General features: G+C 68.9%; 15 protein-coding genes and 3 pseudogenes. 9 read left to right on the forward strand and 9 right to left on the reverse strand.

What is annotated here, in order from left to right; all coding sequences use genetic code 11:
- Window positions 1–59: 59 nt before the first annotated feature.
- From K377_RS36100 to K377_RS36115, 4 genes are all read right to left on the reverse strand, one after another.
- A complete protein-coding gene (locus tag K377_RS36100; RefSeq protein WP_161194963.1) occupies window positions 60–1064 on the reverse strand; it encodes a helix-turn-helix domain-containing protein in 1005 nt (334 codons plus the stop codon).
- 429 nt (window positions 1065–1493) lie between these two features.
- Window positions 1494–3254, reverse strand: a complete 1761-nt coding sequence (locus K377_RS36105) for a beta-galactosidase (protein WP_111667866.1) — start codon at window positions 3252–3254, stop codon at window positions 1494–1496.
- Window positions 3251–4984, reverse strand: a complete 1734-nt coding sequence (locus K377_RS36110; RefSeq protein WP_111667867.1) for an amylo-alpha-1,6-glucosidase — start codon at window positions 4982–4984, stop codon at window positions 3251–3253. The genes K377_RS36105 and K377_RS36110 overlap by 4 nt, the downstream gene beginning before the upstream one ends.
- On the reverse strand, window positions 4981–6861 hold the full coding sequence (locus tag K377_RS36115) for a hypothetical protein (protein ID WP_111667868.1): 1881 nt from the start codon (window positions 6859–6861) through the stop codon (window positions 4981–4983). Before K377_RS36115 ends, K377_RS36110 begins: the two co-directional genes overlap by 4 nt.
- Window positions 6862–7075: 214 nt before the next feature.
- Between K377_RS36115 and K377_RS36120 the strand changes: the two genes are divergently transcribed.
- The 5 genes and pseudogenes from K377_RS36120 to K377_RS42535 all read left to right on the forward strand — a co-directional run.
- Window positions 7076–8416 (forward strand): sugar ABC transporter substrate-binding protein, encoded by a 1341-nt coding sequence (locus K377_RS36120; RefSeq protein ID WP_111667869.1) that lies wholly within the window; start codon window positions 7076–7078, stop codon window positions 8414–8416.
- Between the two features lie 13 nt (window positions 8417–8429).
- Window positions 8430–9383, forward strand: coding sequence for a carbohydrate ABC transporter permease (locus K377_RS36125; RefSeq protein ID WP_111667870.1), 954 nt, complete (start codon window positions 8430–8432; stop codon window positions 9381–9383).
- The gene (locus tag K377_RS36130; protein WP_258395251.1) at window positions 9380–10258 is read left to right on the forward strand and encodes a carbohydrate ABC transporter permease; all 879 of its coding nucleotides are present in this window, start codon (window positions 9380–9382) and stop codon (window positions 10256–10258) included. Before K377_RS36125 ends, K377_RS36130 begins: the two co-directional genes overlap by 4 nt.
- A gap of 111 nt (window positions 10259–10369) precedes the next feature.
- On the forward strand, window positions 10370–11377 hold the full coding sequence (locus tag K377_RS36135; RefSeq protein ID WP_111667871.1) for a LacI family DNA-binding transcriptional regulator: 1008 nt from the start codon (window positions 10370–10372) through the stop codon (window positions 11375–11377).
- A pseudogene (locus K377_RS42535) lies at window positions 11328–11557 on the forward strand (ISKra4 family transposase); the annotation flags it as partial. The gene K377_RS36135 and the pseudogene K377_RS42535, both read left to right, overlap by 50 nt.
- A gap of 341 nt (window positions 11558–11898) precedes the next feature.
- Here the strand turns inward: K377_RS42535 and K377_RS36140 are convergent.
- Window positions 11899–12435: a hypothetical protein gene (locus tag K377_RS36140; protein WP_111667964.1), complete on the reverse strand. Its 537-nt coding sequence runs from the start codon at window positions 12433–12435 to the stop codon at window positions 11899–11901.
- 139 nt (window positions 12436–12574) lie between these two features.
- On the opposite strand from K377_RS36140, the gene K377_RS36145 reads away from it, so the two are divergent.
- Together K377_RS36145 and K377_RS36150 are read left to right on the forward strand one after the other, a co-directional pair.
- Window positions 12575–12898: a hypothetical protein gene (locus K377_RS36145; protein WP_111667872.1), complete on the forward strand. Its 324-nt coding sequence runs from the start codon at window positions 12575–12577 to the stop codon at window positions 12896–12898.
- 204 nt (window positions 12899–13102) lie between these two features.
- Complete coding sequence (locus K377_RS36150; protein ID WP_146614819.1) at window positions 13103–13507, forward strand: hypothetical protein; 405 nt, start codon at window positions 13103–13105, stop codon at window positions 13505–13507.
- Window positions 13508–13548: 41 nt separating this feature from the next.
- Here the strand turns inward: K377_RS36150 and K377_RS36155 are convergent.
- From K377_RS36155 to K377_RS36165, 3 genes and pseudogenes are all read right to left on the reverse strand, one after another.
- Window positions 13549–13845, reverse strand: a pseudogene (locus K377_RS36155) (IS5/IS1182 family transposase); the annotation flags it as partial.
- Between the two features lie 108 nt (window positions 13846–13953).
- The gene (locus K377_RS36160; protein WP_161194964.1) at window positions 13954–14178 is read right to left on the reverse strand and encodes a VOC family protein; all 225 of its coding nucleotides are present in this window, start codon (window positions 14176–14178) and stop codon (window positions 13954–13956) included.
- 154 nt (window positions 14179–14332) lie between these two features.
- Window positions 14333–14779 carry a DUF1772 domain-containing protein gene (locus K377_RS36165; RefSeq protein WP_111667874.1) on the reverse strand — a complete coding sequence of 149 codons (447 nt, stop codon included), beginning with the start codon at window positions 14777–14779 and terminating at the stop codon, window positions 14333–14335.
- Window positions 14780–14870: 91 nt separating this feature from the next.
- Here K377_RS36165 and K377_RS36170 point away from each other — a divergent pair, with 91 nt between their 5' ends.
- Together K377_RS36170 and K377_RS36175 are read left to right on the forward strand one after the other, a co-directional pair.
- A complete protein-coding gene (locus tag K377_RS36170; protein WP_111667875.1) occupies window positions 14871–15449 on the forward strand; it encodes a TetR/AcrR family transcriptional regulator in 579 nt (192 codons plus the stop codon).
- Window positions 15450–15689: 240 nt separating this feature from the next.
- A pseudogene (locus K377_RS36175) lies at window positions 15690–16031 on the forward strand (ATP-binding protein); the annotation flags it as partial.
- Between the two features lie 336 nt (window positions 16032–16367).
- On the opposite strand, the gene K377_RS36180 reads toward K377_RS36175, so the two are convergent.
- Window positions 16368–16790 (reverse strand): DUF6193 family natural product biosynthesis protein, encoded by a 423-nt coding sequence (locus K377_RS36180; protein WP_220093191.1) that lies wholly within the window; start codon window positions 16788–16790, stop codon window positions 16368–16370.
- Between the last annotated feature and the right edge of the window lie 7 nt (window positions 16791–16797).

Consider the following 16797-nt stretch of genomic DNA (forward strand, 5'->3'; position numbering starts at 1 on the left):
CGTTGCAACAGAAACTCTGTGGTCAACGGGGACGCTAGTCACTCGCCTCACATCAGACGTTAGCCATCGGCGCCCGGCAGTTGGGAATCGGCGCCAGTGCGTGCCCTGAGCCGGTACTCACCGGGCGGCACTCCGTACGCGCAGCGGAAGGCGCGGGAGAAGTCGGCGGCCCGGGGGAAGCCCCACCGGGCTCCCACCGCGTGCACGGGGATCCTGGCCAGGCGGGGATCGGCGAGTGCCTGGGCGGCTCGCTCCAGCCGCTGCCCGCGGACCAGCCTCGTCACTGTCGTGCCCTCGGCTCGCAGGAGCCGCTGCAGGGAGCGGACCGAGATCTGGTGGGCTGCCGCGATGTCGGTCGGTGTGAGGTCCGGGCGGGAGAGGTTGCGCCGGATGTAGGTGTGGACACGCAGTGACAGGATCCGCTCTTGAGAGGCCGCTTGTGACGTGTCCTGGTCCAGTTGGTGGGCCAGGACCACGCCCACGAGGTCGATCAGGACGCCGCCGAGCCGGGCGCGGTCCGGCGTGGTGGTGGCGCCGCCCCCTTGGGCCAGCCCGCGCAGCATCTGCGCCAGGAGCAGCCCAGGGCCGCGCGCGGACTGCAGCCGCGTGGCGAGGAGATCCGTGGCATGCCGCGACGGAAGGGAAAGCATCTGTCGGGGTACGTGCGCGATGATCGATGTCGCGTGCCCGCCCGAGGACTGTGCAGGTCCGGAGCGGGATCGCAGCGGATGTGAGCTGCTGTACAGGACGAGATGACCTGGTTCGAGCTCGCAGGTGTGCTGCGCCTGGGCGAGGAGTTTGCGTCCTGAGGTGATCAGTTCGAGCTGGTACGTCTCTGGGTCGGAGCGGTTGATCAGCGCAGCGGTGCGCACGGCTGTCTCCGGCGGGCGGGAGACGGCGTTGACCAGTACCTCGCCGAGTGAGAGAGCGGTGACGCGGACGGGGAAAGCGGAGGACTGCTCCGGCCTGACGTGTGTCGGGAGCAGGGAGGCCAGGGCGACGTCGCTCCACCACGTGCCCTGCTCCTTGGCCGGGAGCAGGCAACTGTCGTAGACCAGGTCCAAGTCAGCCCTCTCGCTGCGTCGGCAAACGCATGACAACCTACGGGCGCCGCAGGACCGGCGTCGGGGAATGGCGACGGTTGTCCGGATATCAGCGTTGCTGCTGCCTGGCCTTTGCCGGTGGGGGCGTTGGGGACTCGCCAGTGGCTCCGCTCGTGCATGGCGGTCAGATGCACCGGCTTCAAACGACGTGAGCTCGGCGCGGCAGCAGCCCGCCCTGCCCCGGCCGGCAAGCCACCGCCCCGTCGCCAGCCTCCCCGGGGCCTCGTCGCCCAACTCGGCTGCGGGGCCGCGCGCCTTTCGCTCGCCGGACCGCGCAGGGTGTCCGGACAGGCTACCGGCGAAGTCCTCAACGCCTGTCATGGCGCGCCACTGCTCCGTCGCAGGTCACGGGCCCCGCGACAAAACAATGGCGCCGGCCGATCCTGCCGGTCAGTCCTCCACGGGACCGAGGTCGAGGTCCGCGACGAAGTGCGCCACGGCGGCGGGTGCCGTGTCGAGTTCGAGCACCACCAGGGTGTTCTCCTCGCCCGGGCGCAGGACCGGGCCCGGCACGTACAGGGTGCGCTGCGGTCCGCGCGACCAGTAGCGGCCGAGGCAGAACCCGTTGATCCAGGCGACGCCCTTGCAGAGGGTCGAGGTGTCGAGGAACCGGTCGCGTGCGTCGTCGGCGTCGAACGTGCCCGACGCGAGGCTCAGCGCCGGGATCGACGAGGCCGTGCTGCCGGGCGATCCGGGGCGGGCGAGCGCGAGCACGTCGTCGGCTCCCAGCGCGACGCTCTCCCAGCCGGTCACCGGCGCGCCGTCGAGGAGGACGTCACCGATGACGCCCTTGTCCTCGCCGAGCCGGGGGCCGTAGTTGACGCGGCCCTGGTCCTCGACGACGAGGAGGAGTTCCCGTTCGACGGGCGGCAGGGTGAGCGCACGGGCACGGTCCTCGCGCTGGAGTACGCCGACGCAGTTCCCGTCGACGACGACGTGCACGCGGTCCCGCACCTCGCCGACCGTGAGGACGGACGGGGTGGGCCGTGCGAGCGGGGTCCTGTGCAGGAGGTAGGCAGCGTCGCTGCGCAGCTCCGCGAAGGTCGGCACGGTGGCCGAGGCCGTCACGGGCAGCGCGGCGAAGGCCGCGTCGGGGAAGCGCGCGACGGTGCCGAGCCGGACCTCGCCGGTCGGTGCGGGCCCGACCGTTGACGGCACCTCCTCGGGCAACTTCGTGTGGCGGCCGAGGACTTCGCGGTAGGCCCAGTACTTCGCGGTGGGGCGGCCCGCCTCGTCGAGCGGCGCGTCGTAGTCGTAGGTCGTGGCGATGGGCTGGTAGACGCCGCGGTCGTTCGCGCCGTTGGTCAGGCCGAAGTTGGTGCCGCCGTGGAACATGTACAGATTGACGGAGGCGCCGAGGTCGAGCAGGTCGGCGAGGTCGGCGGCGGATTCCTCGGCCGACGTCGTGTGGTGGTACATGCCCCAGGAGTCGAACCAGCCGTCCCAGTACTCGGACGACATGAGCGGACCCGTCGGCTGGTGTTCGCGCAGCGTGCGCAGGCGTTCCGTGGAGCGCGATCCGAACGAGGCGGTCCGCAGCAGTCCCGGCCGCGAACCGTTCTCCAGCATGTGCGGCTGCGGCTGGTCGACCGTGGTGAGCGGGACGGTGACGCCGGCGTCGCGCATCATCGCCGTCAGGGCGTCGAGGTACTGCGCGTCGTCGCCGTAGGCCCCGTACTCGTTCTCGACCTGTACGAGGATCACCGGGCCGCCGGCGTCGATCTGTCGCGGTACGACCGTGCGCAGGACCCGGTCCAGGTAGGTCTCGATGGCCCGCATGAAGCGCGGTTCGCCGCGCCGCACGCCCACGGTGGGATCGGTGAACAGCCAGGTGGGCAGGCCGCCGTTGGTGAACTCGGCGCAGATGTAGGGGCCCGGCCGGACGATGGCGTGCATGCCTTCGTCGGCGACGGCCGTGAGGAACCGGTCGAGGTCGAGGTTCCCCGCGCTGATCCAGGCGTCGGGTTCCGGCGCGTGCAGCCCCCACGGCACGTACGTCTCGATGGTGTTGAGGCCCATCAGCCGCGCCTTGCGGATGCGGTCGTGCCAGTGGTCGGGGTGCACACGGAAGTAGTGGAGGGCGCCGGACAGCACGCGGAACGGCTCGCCGTCGAGCAGGAAGTCGCGGTCGTCGATCTCGAAGCGGCTCATGAGGCGTGCTCCCTCGCTCGGTCGGTGGTGGGGGTCGGACGCCCGGCGCGCTCGGACACCAGCGTGAGGTACACCGACGCCGTCCAGGTCATGCTGCGGTCGCGCAGCCCGGCGCCGGTCAGGGCGTCGAAGTTCTCGGCCATGCCCGCGGCGGCGCAGGTCGCCGTGAAGCGGGCGGCGATGTCGTCGGCGACGTCGGTCCTGCCCGACCGGCGCAGCCCGTCGACGAGCAGCATCGTCGAGGGGGCCCAGATGGGTCCGCGCCAGTAACCGTCCGCCTCGTAGAAGGGGCTGTCGACCGGTTCCGTGGCCGGTCCGTACGGAGTCAGGTAGCCGCCGTCGAGGAGGCGGCGCACGGTCGTGTCGCGCACGTCGTGGGGGAGGAGGTCCCCCAGGACCAGCGGCATGAGGGTGAGCAGGCTGTCGGCCGCGACGACACGGCCGGTGAGGGTGTGGCGGGCGACGAACCGGCCGTCGGACCAGAACCGTTCGCACATCGTGCGCACGGTCCGCTCGGCCCGCCGGCGCCACGCGGCGCTCTCCTCGCCGCGGCCGGTGCGTGCGGCGATCCGGGCGAGGGTGAGCATCTGGAGGGCGAGGAAGGCGAGCAGGTCGGGGCTCTGCACGGGCACGCCCGCGCCGAACGTGGTCGCGTTGTCCCAGCCCGAGTCGTTGCCGTGGTTGTAGGAGGGGATGCCGTCGTCCCCGTACACGCGGTGCTCGAACCACCATTCGGTCCACCGGCGCAGCGGCTCGTAGAGGGCGGCGATCGTGGTCTCGTCCAGGCCGTCGCGGTCCATGAGATGGGCGACGGCCCAGCCGTGGATCGGCGGTTTCACGAAGTTCCGCTGGATTCCCGCGTCGTTGACGTAGTCGGGCAGGCAGCCGTGCTCGTCCTGGTGGTCGAAGACGGCGAAGAGCTGGTCGGCGGCCGCGTGCGGGTCCCGCCACAGGGCCATCGCGTTGAAGCAGTGGTCCCAGCTCCAGATGTTCGTCATCCAGTTCTTGGACATGAGCATCGACTCGCGGCGCAGCAGGCCGCCGGCCGGTGCGAGTGCGGCCCAGGTGACGTATGCGGCGAGCCGGACGCTGTCGGAGACGGCCGGGTCGTCGCAGGCGGCCCCGCCGTGGGTGCGGCACCACGCGTCGAAGTCGGCCTGGGCGGCGAGGGCGACGGCTGTCGGCGGGTTGAGCGGCCGGGTGGGCGCGGCGCTGCCGTACTCGTCGATGACGATCGTCGCGGCGTCCTCCTGCGCGGTGGTGCGCAGCCGTGCCTCGGTGTTGCGGGTTCCGTCCCAGCGGGCGTCGAGGCGGGCGGCGCCGTCGAGGACGCGGACGCGGTAGTTGCGGTTCGCGCCGCTGTCGACGAAGCGCCAGGTGTTCTCGTTCTCCTGGAGCACGGAGTCGTACTGCGAGGTGGCACGGAAGTCGAGGGTGAGGGAGCCTCCCTCGACCTGGAGCACCGCGCGGTCCGGCCCGTCGAGGAGCACGTCGACGCGGGTGGCGCCGCGGCTGAGGGTCAGCCGGCCCGCCGTGGTCAGCGAGCGGGCGTCGGGGGCGTCGTCCAGCAGCAGCCGGAGGATCTCGCGGTGTCGGGCGTCGCCCCGGACGGTGCGGAGGTAGAAGCCCGGTTCGTGCTGGTCGACGGTGTGCGAGACGGCGAAGTAGGAGCCGCGGCGGCTGAACGGGGTGACCGCGAGATCGACCTGGAGAGCGGTGGCGGTGCTCATGCGGGGGCCTCCTCGGTGTCGGCGGACGGGCCGGGGACGGCGATCCGGATCGACTCTCCTGGCCCGAGGTCGGCCGTGCGCAGGCCGGCGGCGCCGAGCGCGGCGAGTTCGATCTCGAACGACCGCGCGTGGTCGGCGTCGTTCACGAGCTCGAAGCCGTCGTCGTCGATGCGGTACGTGAGCTGATAGGCCCGCTGGCCGAGCGTCACGGACCCGGTGCCCGTCACCCGCGGGGCGATGCGCAGGTCGGCGGTGAGCGTGGCCCGCACCCCCAGGTACTCGGCGAAGAGCACCCAGGCGTACACGCACGGGTATTCGTAGTAATGGGCCGCGCCGTGCCAGTCGGATCCGTCCACGTAGTAGACGTGGTCCATGTCGTAGCGCTCGCCCATCACGTAGTCGTCGCGGGCGCCCTGCGCGGCGACGGTGTCGAGCTGGTGGCGGAGCATCGGTCCGTCGCCGCGCCACGACCAGAACGCGGCGTCCCAGCACCAGTAGCGGCCCGCGGCGCACAGGTCGTACGGGCCGCCGTCGCCGATCTCGGCGTCGGTGTAGTCCTGCACGCGGGCTGCGAGGAACGTCGGGAAGCGCTGGAACTCGTCGAGTTCGCGGTCCACGAGCGCGAGGACGTGCTCGGTCTGCGCGGCGTCGGCGTGCCCGAACATCGCCGGGAGGACGTTGGCCAGCAGGTGGATGTGGTCGTGCACCCGCCCGGAACGGTCCACCCAGTCGGTGAAGCGCTGCGCCTCCTCGTCCCAGTAACCCGTCGGCAGCGGGGTGCGCAGGCTGGCGGCGAGCCGTGCGGCGAGGTCCCGGTAGCCGCGTGCCCGCTCCTCGCGGCCCAGCAGTTCCTCCAGGTCGGCCAGGAGACGGAAGGAGTGGGCGGCGAGGGACGCCGCCATCGTCTCCCGTCCGTCCTTGATCACCTGGTCCTCGTAGTACACGTCCGACCACAGGCGCCCGAGGGGGTCCATGCAGTCGACGACGCAGGACGCCGCGCCCTCCAGGTCCTCGATGCGCTCGCGCAGCCAGCCGGTGTCCTTGGTGCGGGCGTAGTAGAGCCACGCGGACTCCAGGACCTCGACGTTGCCGGTGACGAGGAACATGACGGCGTTCTCGGTGCCGTCGGCGCTGTTGCGGCGCACGTGGTACTCGCGGTCGCCGTCCGGCTGCACGGCGCAGGGATCGCGCCACATCTGCTGGGGGTCCTCGCGCATCATGCGCAGTTGGAGGTCGATCATCCGCCGGACGACGTCGAGGTCGGTGCCGCTGCCCCACGCCATCCGTCCCTTGATCTGGAACTCGTGGTCGACGTCCGGATACGTGCCGACGTACTTGTCGGCGAGGGTGCTGATCACGTATCCGCTCGCGTCGGGGTAGCCGGCGGCGGTGGTCCGCTCGACGACGCAGGGCAGCACGGTGCCCCAGTAGAACCCCGCGAGGGCGTCGGCCAGCGGCTCCGCTCCCGGCAGGTCCAGGCTGAACGTCCCGCCGTCGACGTCGGCGTGCGGGCGGGCGTGGTGGGCGGTGACGGTCGCGGTGTCGGCGTGGACCGTGACGGTACGGCGGTGGCCGTCACCGCTCAGTTCGACGGTGCCGTCGCCGACGATGTGCCAGGCGGGTTCGGTCGAGCGGGGATCGGCGGGCAGGAGCCAGCAGGCACCCGATCCGGTGAGGTCGACGGGGGAGTGGCCGTCGTCCGGCAGGAGGTGCCGCTCGTCGGCGCGCAGGTCGAGCAGCACGGAAGGCCCGGCGGGCGCGTCGAAACGGATCCCGGGGCCCGGGCCGGGCGCGGCCGACACCGACCAGGTGCGATCGTCGACACGGGTGGCGGTCCCGTCGGTTGGCAGTGCGCTGGCTGGGGCGAGGGGTGACATCGGTGTCGTGGCTTCCTTCGTGCAGCGGGGGTGGCGCTCAACGGCGATGGCTACGAGTGGGTTCGGCTGCGCGGACGCCGCGTCCGGTGACCCGGGTCCGCGTGACTTCGAAAAGCAGTATGCAAACTTGCAACTACATCTTGCAAGGGCGAGGTAAGCAGAGTCATGATGGCGCCCATCAGCCCGTCTGTCGTATCTCGATCAAGGAGGATCGATGTCCACGACCGCGTTGCGGCGTCATCGCTGGAGCGCCAGGGTCGGCACACTCGCCGCGGTGGGGACGCTCCTGGCCGGTGCGCTGACCGGCTGCTCGATGGCGCCGTCCGACGAATCCGGTCCGCACACCCTCACCGCCTGGGCCTGGGGAGCGCCGGCGACCGGCATGAAGGCCACCGCCAAGCTGTTCGAGAAGGCCCACCCCGGCTACACCGTGAAGGTCCAGGACGTCGGCAACCCGGCGATCTGGGACAAGATCACGTCAGGGATGGCGGCCGGCGGCTTCGGCCTCCCCGACGTCATGGACATCGGCGGCGACTACGTCAGCAACTACCTGGAGACCTTCCCCGACAGCTTCGCCGACCTCAGCGACATGGGGGCCGACGCCCTCGCGAAAGACTTCCCCAGCGGCCTGTGGAAGGGCGGTCAGAACGCCAGGGGCGAGCAGTACGGCATCCCCTTCGAGGTGAACACGAATCTCGTGTACTACCGCAAGGACCTGTTCCGTAAGGCGGGCGTCGACATCGGTGGCATCCACACATGGGACCAGATGCTCGACGCCGGAGTAAAGATCAAAAAGGCGACCGGCGCCGACCTCTTCGCCCTCGACAAGGCCGCGTCGCAGGCGGACGCGGCGAACCTCTTCGAGATGCTGGCCCGTCTGGAAGGCACGTTCTTCTTCGACAAGGGCGGCAACATCTCGCTGACCGACCGCGGCAGCGTCTCCGCACTGGACTTCCTGAAGCGGGCCAACGACAAGGGGCTCGTCACGGACATCCCCCAGAGCCAGGGCACCACGTCGCAGATGAAGGGACAGTCACCCGTCGCGATCATGCCCGGCGCCTCGTGGATGGTCGGCAGCTTCCCGACCACGGCCCCCGAGATGAAGGGGAAGTGGGGCGTGCGGATGTCTCCCGCCATGCACCCCGGTGGGTTCACCGCGTCGTCAGCGGGCGCCACGTACCTCACGGTCGCGCAGTCGAGCGAGAAGCAGAAGCTGGCCTACGAGTACGTGCGGTTCAGCATGGCGACGCTCTCCGGCCAGCGGGCGCTGACCCGGGCCGCGGGGCTCTTCCCGAGCTACCGCCCCATGTGGGACGCCGCCGAGTTCAAGCAGTCGAACCCCTACTTCGGGATCGACACGAACCGGCTCGTCGTCAAGGCCCTCGGCCAGAAGACACCGCCCGACTACTACACGCGGGACTTCCCGAGGGCGCTCAAGGCCTTCGACGACGCACAGACCCAGGTGCTCGTGAAGGGCGCCGACCCGAAGAAGGCTCTCGACAGCGCCGCGAAGCTGCTCTCGCAGCAGACCGGCCGGAAGATCGGAAAGGACTGACGGGCGAACCACCATGTCGAACATCCTGAAATCCGGCCCCGCGCCCTCGTCCCTCCCACCCGCCGCCCCGGTCCGGGTCCCGCCACGACGCCCGGGAGCGCGGTCGAAGCTCCGTACCCGGGCGACGCCGTACGCGTTCCTCGCACCCGTGATCGTGCTGTTCGTCGGCTTCAAGGTCTATCCGGTCCTGTACGCCCTCTACCTCAGCTTCACGCAGAACGTCGGCGGCGTCATCACGTTCGTCGGGGGCGCCAACTACCAGCGGATCTTCGGCGATCCACTGTTCTGGACGGCCCTGCGCAACACGTTCGAGATCCTGGTGGTCCAGGTACCGCTCATGCTCGGCCTCGCGATCCTGCTGGCCGTCGCGCTCAACTCCAAGCTGCTCAAATGGCGTTCGTTCTTCCGCGTGGCCTACTTCGTGCCGATCGTCATGGGGCTCGTCGCGTACGGAATCCTCTTCTCCGCGCTGCTCAACTACCAGAACGGCTTCATCAACTACCTGCTCACCTCGGTCGGCCTTCCGCGCGTCCCCTGGCTCACCGACCCGTTCTGGGCCAAGGCCTCGATCATCATGGCGATGACCTGGCACTACACCGGGCAGAGCGCCGTCATGTACCTCGCCCAGCTCCAGGCGATCCCGGCCGAGCTGTACGAGGCGGCCCAGGTGGACGGCGCCACCCGGCGCCAGCAGTTCTGGCACGTCACCATCCCCGGGCTGCGGCCGACGATCCTGCTGACGGTCGTCCTGTCGACCATCGGCACCCTGCAACTGTTCGACGAGCCCTACGTGCTGACCAACGGCGGTCCTGACAACGCGACGCTCACCATCGGCATGTACCTCTACAACACCGCCTTCAAGAACTTCGACTTCGGCTACGCGTCCGCGCTCGGGTACGTCCTCGCGATCATCGTGACCGCCATCTCCGTCATCCAGTCGCTCGTCCTGAGGAGGCGCGCCCAGTGACCGCCACACAGCTCAAGGCCCCGCTCAAGGCACCACGACGGCGCGGCGCGGCCGGATCGACAAGGTCGCTGAGCGCCGTGCTCACCACGTTCATCGGCCTGGGCGCCGTCCTGATGCTCGCGCCGTTCGCCTGGCTGGTCGTGGCGACGACCCACTCCACGAGCGAGATCTTCTCCTCGCCGCCCGCGCTGCTGCCGGGCAGTCACTTCTGGGAGAACTTCAGCGGTCTCTTCACCTTGTTGCAGTTCGGCTCCGCGTTGCGCAACTCCGTCGTGGTGTCCCTCGTCTACACGGGTCTCGGCCTCGTCGTGTGCAGCGCGGCCGGCTACGCCTTCGCGAAGTTCACCTTCCGCGGCCGGGGCGTCCTGTTCACCGTGATCATCGCGTCCTTGGCACTGCCGGGCCAGGTGACGCTCGTACCGCTGTTCAAGTTGATGGTCGAACTCGGCTGGCTCAACTCCTACCAGGGGCTGATCCTCCCGAACCTGGCCCTGCCGTTCGGGATCTTCCTCATGCGGCAGTCGATGCAGTCCGTGCCCGACGAACTGATCCAGGCGGCGCGCATGGACGGTGCCGGGGAACTGCGCACGTTCCTCCAGATCGTCCTGCCGACGATGCGTCCGGCACTCGCCGCGCTCTCGATCTTCCTGTTCCTCGCCCAGTGGAACGACTTCGTCTATCCGCTCATCGTCCAGCGCACCCCGGAGGCCTACACGCTGCCCGTCTCGCTGGCGACCCTGCACGGAGTCCAGTCCACCGACTACGGACAGTTGCTCACAGGTACGCTGATCTCGGTCCTGCCGGTCCTGGTGCTGTTCCTGTTCCTCCAGCGGTACTTCGTCGCCGGGCTGCTCGCCGGCTCGGTGAAACAATGACTCCCGGACAGTCGGCGCTCGGCACGCCGGACAACTCAGCGTGCGACCGGAAGGTTTGACATGACGACAGCGAAGGGCCCGGACCCCGCGAAGCGGCGGGGAGGAAGCCGTATGCCCATCGGCACCACGACCCTCGCTGAGATCGCGAAGGCCGCGGAGGTGAGCGAGGCGACCGTCAGCCGGGTGATCAACAGGAAGTACGGCGTCTCCGCGGCCACCCGGCAGGCCGTCGAGGAGGCCCTGCGGAAGGTCGGGTACGAACGGCCGCTGGACAAGCGGCTCGTCCTCATGCTCACCCCGAACCTGAAGAACCCGATCTTCGCCCACCAGGCGGAGCGGATCGAGAACGAGCTGAGTCCGCACGGGCTGACACCCATCATCTGCCCGGTCTACCCCGGCACACCGCGCGAGCGGGACTACGTCGAGTCGCTGGTCGACGCGGGCATCGCGGCCGTCGTCTTCCTGTCCTCCAGCAACACGCTGCGCGACGAGGACCACCGCGTGGTGCAGTTCATCGAGTCACGGGGCATCCCGTACGTCAGCATCAACGGCGGCTTCCCCGAGTTCGAGGCCCCGGTCGTCTCCACCGACGACTGGCGGGTCTCCGAGTTGGCGGTCGGTCACCTGCACGACCTCGGCCACCGGCGCATCGGTCTGCTCGCGGGCCCCACCGGCAACATCCCGGCCGACCGGCGCGTCGAGGGGTTCCTGCGCGCGCTGCGCCGCCGCGGGCTCGACGACTCGGCGGAACTCGTCTCCCGCCAGCACTTCAATGTGGAGGGCGGCCAGTTGGCGGCGACCACCCTGCTCAAGCGGGGCGTCACCGGGATCGTCGCGTCGAGCGACGAGATGGCGCTCGGCGCCTACCGCGCCGTGGACCGCGCCGATCTGCGCGTCCCCCACGACGTGTCCGTCATCGGCTACGACGATTCCCCGATGCTGGACTTCATCTGGCCGCCCCTCACCACGGTCCGGCAGCCCATCGAGCGCATCGCCGAGAACGTCGGCCGCATCGTGACGTCCCTCATCGCGAACCGCGACGTCAGCGCGGACGAGGTCCTCATCGACCCCGAACTCCGCCTCCGGAGCTCCACCGCACTGGCACCGGACCGGGCCTGAGCGGTCCGGAGAGTGGTGCACAGCCTCACTGATCGGCCAACCGAAGCAGATGATCGCCGGCGCATTCACCCGGCCCAGGCTCGTGACCCGCAGCATCTGGGGGACTGGATCATGCTCGTCGACGGTGCCCGTCACGAACTCGACCTGATCCACGCTGAAGCCGTCCGCCGTGGTCTCCGCCTGCCCGCGACGAGGAAACCCGCGGCGTGAACCCGGTCAGTCGCCGACCGCGTGAGACCAAAGCTCCTGGATGGTGATCAGCTGCTGCTCGAACTCTGCATCCTGCCGCCGGTTGGCGAAGGCGCCAGGGATCGCGAGCGACCGTCCTTGAACCCGGACGGCTCCCAGCTTCCACCAGGACCCGTTACGCGTCAGATGCTCACGCTTCTCGATCTTGTCTCGATCTCGCTGATCTCAAGCCCGGCGACTCCGCCGCTGTGATCCGTGCCCTGCGCTTCCCCGTTCACCAGACACGCCCCACCGGCGACGGTCCGACGACGCTGGCTGCGTTCTGTCGTGACTCAGGCGGGTTGAGCCGGCGGTGGTTGCCACCGCCCTGAATGACCGGGCGGCAGCTCCATGTCGCGCCTGATGGCCGTGTAGTAACCCGCCCGAGCCGCTTGCTGCTTCTCGATCTGCTCCGACCATGTGTCTGCGGTGCAGCCGGGAGTGTGCAAAAGGCGTTCGACCTCCGTCACCGTGAGAGCCCAGCTGTGTGCAGCCTCTACGACCTCCGGAGAGCCGAGCATCAGCAGCCCTTCGCCGGCCGCGGACCTGGTGTCGGCGGCTTCGACCAGGAGGGGAGTGACTTCTGCGAGCGGCAGCGGGTGTGGATAGGCATCGTGGCCGAGATGCGCTGCGACGCGGCGATGAAGAGTGAGTGTTTTCTTCAGTGTGAGCGCGTAGTCGGTGTAGGCGGCGAGCTGCCTCTCCTGCCATCGGGCCGCGTGTTCCCGACGGAACCTTGCCCGATCGCCGCGCATGACCACGACGTACGAGCCGAAGGCTCCGATCATCACCCCGAGCAGGGCTGGAAGTTGCTTTATGAAGTCCGACACCGGCGCATGGTAGTGCGCCGAAGATCCCATGGTGGCAGCCGTCTCCCACCTCGTTGTCCTCGTCCGAGCCGAGGCCCGCTTCGAACGCGGCCAACTGGTCGAGCCTCCACCGCCGTTGCGGCATAGGGTCTGATGCACCATGACCGACCATCACACCTACGGCACCCGCACCCTTACCTCCGACGACCTGGTCCGGCTCGTCAGTGATTGTCTCGGGCTGGTTTTCACCGAGCGCGACAGTTACTACCGGGGCATCTACCACCTCGCCGGCAGTCCGAACCGGCGGGTCGAGATCCAGCCCAACCCCATCCCCGGCGACGACGGCGAAGACGACCTATACGCTCCGGAACACCCGTCGGCCAAGGTACTGCTGCTCACGACCACACCGGTAGCAGACCCTGTCATGCAGACCCGACTGGGCTCCATCGAAGGGCTCATCCACCTGAACCACGAGACCTCGTGAGCAGCGCTCCGACCCGTAGCAGGGCCGTCGTCCCCGGAAAGAACGGCTCGTCGCAGAGCGTCCATCACGGCGGATCCGCAAATCGGGCTCGAGGTGAAAGCTGCGAGGAGACACCATCGCGTCTGCGCGGTGCGCATCCCATTTCGGCGCCCGCCCATAGTCATGGGCCTGTCCGGCGGATCACGACGATGGCAGGCTGTGTTCGTGAGTTACAGCATCTTCCTGCTCCGGTTTGTCGACAGTGAGGTTGTCGCGCTGGACGCCGAACGTTTCCGGCAGGTGACGGAGCCGTACGTGGTGGCGGGCGGTCCGGGTGAGGGCTTCTCCCAACTCCGCGCGGAAGATGGGGGTGAAGCGGATCTTTACCACGGGTCCGACGACAAGGGCGAGATGTCTGGCGTGACGGCGACGCACTTTGCCCGTGGCGCCATGCTCGGCGTGCTCGCCCGGCTGGCGAGAGCCCTCGGAGCCTCAATCGTTCCTCAGGACGGTGCGGCGCTGATCTTCCACGAGAACGATCGTCCTCATCTTCCTGCGGAGCTTCAGGGAAGTGCGGTTGTCATCGCTCCTACGGAGAACGCGTTGCAGGCGGCGTTCGACGCGCGCTGAGTGTTTCCGGTCTGATTAGGATGCCGATCCCGTCCTCCGCATCACATGTGAAGCCACAGGCGGATGGCTGCTGCGGTGATGGTGCTGTGGAAGACGTAGGCCCGTATGTCGTAACGCGTTGTGGCTGCAGGAGAGTTCGCGAGCCGGTTGATCGTCCGCTCTACCTTGTGGCGGCGACGGTAGTGGTCGTGGTCGAAGCCGGTGGACCTGCCGCCATGGATGCCTCGTCGTTGACGGTTGGCACGCGGGTACTTCGGCGCCGGGATCGTGTGTCGGATGTGGCGTCTTCGCAGGCAGCGGGGGTTGCGGCGGAAACTTTGGGCCTTGTCGCCGCTGAGCCACTGCGACCCCGCAGCCGGCCGCCACCGCCTCACCCGCCTCATGGGGCCCGACGAGTTCCACGACGTCCCACCCGGCCGCACACAGCCAGGAATCGACGACAACGCCTACACCAACGGTCCGACACCCTGTGGATCGACGACGGAGTCACTGCAGTCACCCGTGCCCAGCTCCTCCTCTGACAAGCCCTGGTCCAACCAGTGCGCGCGCCAGTTGGCGAAGGGCGCTGGTGGCGGCTCGACTTCGTGGCCCAGCGCTGCAGCCCAGAACACCGCGAGTCGCTCCGGCTCGGCACAGTCGATGGTCAGCTGGAGTTTCGGATTGGTGATCATCGGCCGACACTACCGGTCGCCTGTGGGGGCCCGGGATCAGTACCTTTCCTTCCATCCAGGCGAGCTACACCCTTCCCGGATGTTCGGATTCCGGTGGCCCGCTGCCGCCCGGGGTGTGGCTCGTGCGCCACCAGCGCCGTGTCGGCCCGCGGGTTCAGGCAAGGGCGGCCGCCAGGCAGGCGAAGGCGGCGACGATGACGGCGACGCGGACGTAGTGCCAGCGGTCCCAGCGATTCAGCTGCTCCTTCCAGTCCTCAGGCCGGTTGTCGGCGGTCCACGCCTTGACCCGGTTGTTGATCGGGACGAGCAGCGTGAGCGACATGATGACACTGAGGATCAGCAGCGCGCCGGCAGTGACGACGAGGCCGGTGCCGGGGTTGTCCCATCCGCCGATGGCCCAGGCCACGACGAGGACGAGCGAGCCGATGTACCAGAACGGCATCACGGCGCCGCCCAGTCGGGCCCCGTGGGTGCGGGCGCGCAGGCCGTAATCGCCTGGCAGTGCGTTGAGGATCGGGTTGCTGAAGAAGGGGACGGAGAACTCCACCCCCACCATCACGCCGACTACCACGGTGGTGACGACCTCGAGTGCGTTGAGCATGATGACCCCTCCAGAAATCTAGCGGCGCTAGGTGATGTGACAACGCTAGCACTGCTGCCGCTCGATTGCCTAGCGGTGCTAGGGTCGAATCATGTCGGTACAGGAACGCAAGGAGCGCGAACGGGCGGAGCGCGAGCGCCTCATCGTGGCGACAGCCCGAGAACTCGCCGAGCAGCAGGGTTGGGAGGCGGTCACCACCCGCCGGCTGGCCGAGCGCATCGAGTACAGCCAGCCCGTCCTCTACAGCCACTTCCGCGGCAAACGGGAGATCATCGGCGCCGTCGCCCTCGAGGGCGCCGCCGAGATGGCCGCGGCGGTGCGGGCCGCGACCTCCGCCGCGGCCGGTCCGCGTGGCCGGGTCACGGCCCTCGCCCGCGCCTACCTCGACTTCGCCGAACGCAACCCGGCGCTCTACGACGCCATGTTCCAGCTCGACGGAGGCCTGGCCTTCGCGCAGGAGGACACCCCGGAGCCACTGAAGGACGCCTTCGCCGCCCTGCTGGAAAGCCTCAGCGAGGTCGCCGGGGACGGTGTCCACCCGGGGCTGTTCACCGAGCTGTTCTGGGCGGCCCTGCACGGGATCGTGACCCTGACCCGGGCCGGACGGCTGCCGCCGGAGTACGTCGAGCAGAGGGTAGAACTCCTGGTGGACCGTCTCGCCATGCTTTGACGCACCGTCACGGTAGGCAGGTAGCCGGGGTCCTCGGGCCCCGGCTACCTGCCTACGGCGTCACTTCCGGTCACTCGCCTCCACACGGCGCTGCGCAGGTCACCGGGCCCCGTATCCCCGACGGAGCACCCGCCCCGGAAGCTTCGGTGCTCATTGATCGCGACCCGATACGCGCCCTAGAGCGGTGGTCATCCGTCCAGCTGGCCTGCCACGATCTGGGTGTGACCACGTTGTTCCTGATGGTTGGCCTGCCAGGGGCTGGGTACCAACGTCTTGGACTACGGTTGTTGGTCCCGGGGCGAACGGTCCGCGATCCGCTGGTTGGTGGAGGCCGAGGGTGCGCGCTTCTGCATGGTCTACCTGCCGGTGAACGGTGAGACACAACGCGCCCGGATCGCCCATCGCTGGGCCGCGTTCCCCGAGGAGACGCTCCCGATGACCGAGGCCGATATCGTGCACGGGCGGGCGCACTTCGAGGAACCTGATGCGGCGGAGCTGGTAAGACGCAGGGCCGAAGACCCGCCGCCCGGCTGGGCGAACTGGAGAGAGTGGGCTGCTGACCGATGGCCGTCCTTGACGTGACTGTTTCGGTCCAACATGGGGCAACTCGGCTTTGAGGCAGGATCTTCGGGCAGCAACGGGCGCGTCCTGCAAGCTCGACGACACGTCCGCGCTGGGCGCCCTCGCGCCAGCTCATGGAGATCCGCCAGACGGGCCCCAGATCGGCGCGCTCATCCAGGCAGTGCGGCAGATCCCGCTGAAGTGCACGCAGACCTTGCCGTCCCTGTAGTTGACCCCGGACCACGAATCTTGCTGGCGGATGAGTTTTCCACTTGTCGTCGCTGAGCGCTCTATCTGGCGCCTGAAATGAGCTGTTCGGCGATAGTTGGAGCTGGGGCACGACGGTTGGAACCAAGATCAGCTCGTGGAACGGTTGGTGCCTTTGGTCTCGGAGGTCGCGGGCAGGATCGCGGCGTCGTGGGCAGCGAGTTCCTCTCGGGTTCCGACGAAGGCAGGTCCGCAGTTGGGAGGGAGACGGTCCACGACCATCGTGACGGCCTGCTGTGCTGTCGCGGCTGGACCCACGGACTCGCTGCGCAGGGGACCGGAGACCCAGTATCCGCCTTCTGCTGCAGGCTGGATGTAGGGAATGTCCCATGCCCACGGCCACTCGGTGCAGCGGCTGAAGTGCAACTCTCCCATCCCCGTCCAGGGGAACAACTGGCGCAGGCGGGGTTCGGCGTAGGCAACTTCGAGCAGTTCTGGCCGGACCCGCCCGTCGTCGCGAACCTTCTGCCAGCCCGCGTCGACCAGGGCCTGGCCCGGTGGTGTCGTATCCATGGTGACC

The sequence above is a fragment of the Streptomyces sp. PsTaAH-137 genome (assembly GCF_003259365.1).
Lineage (GTDB): Bacteria > Actinomycetota > Actinomycetes > Streptomycetales > Streptomycetaceae > Streptomyces.

Coding starts and splice junctions, on each gene's coding strand:
- K377_RS36120 (WP_111667869.1), top strand. CDS start 7,076: ATGTCCACGACCGCGTTGCGGCGTCATCGCTGGAGCGCCAGGGTCGGC.
- K377_RS36115 (WP_111667868.1), bottom strand. CDS start 6,861: ATGTCACCCCTCGCCCCAGCCAGCGCACTGCCAACCGACGGGACCGCC.
- K377_RS36180 (WP_220093191.1), bottom strand. CDS start 16,790: ATGGATACGACACCACCGGGCCAGGCCCTGGTCGACGCGGGCTGGCAG.
- K377_RS36165 (WP_111667874.1), bottom strand. CDS start 14,779: ATGCTCAACGCACTCGAGGTCGTCACCACCGTGGTAGTCGGCGTGATG.
- K377_RS36110 (WP_111667867.1), bottom strand. CDS start 4,984: ATGAGCACCGCCACCGCTCTCCAGGTCGATCTCGCGGTCACCCCGTTC.
- K377_RS36170 (WP_111667875.1), top strand. CDS start 14,871: ATGTCGGTACAGGAACGCAAGGAGCGCGAACGGGCGGAGCGCGAGCGC.
- K377_RS36160 (WP_161194964.1), bottom strand. CDS start 14,178: ATGATCACCAATCCGAAACTCCAGCTGACCATCGACTGTGCCGAGCCG.
- K377_RS36125 (WP_111667870.1), top strand. CDS start 8,430: ATGTCGAACATCCTGAAATCCGGCCCCGCGCCCTCGTCCCTCCCACCC.
- K377_RS36105 (WP_111667866.1), bottom strand. CDS start 3,254: ATGAGCCGCTTCGAGATCGACGACCGCGACTTCCTGCTCGACGGCGAG.
- K377_RS36145 (WP_111667872.1), top strand. CDS start 12,575: ATGACCGACCATCACACCTACGGCACCCGCACCCTTACCTCCGACGAC.
- K377_RS36135 (WP_111667871.1), top strand. CDS start 10,370: ATGCCCATCGGCACCACGACCCTCGCTGAGATCGCGAAGGCCGCGGAG.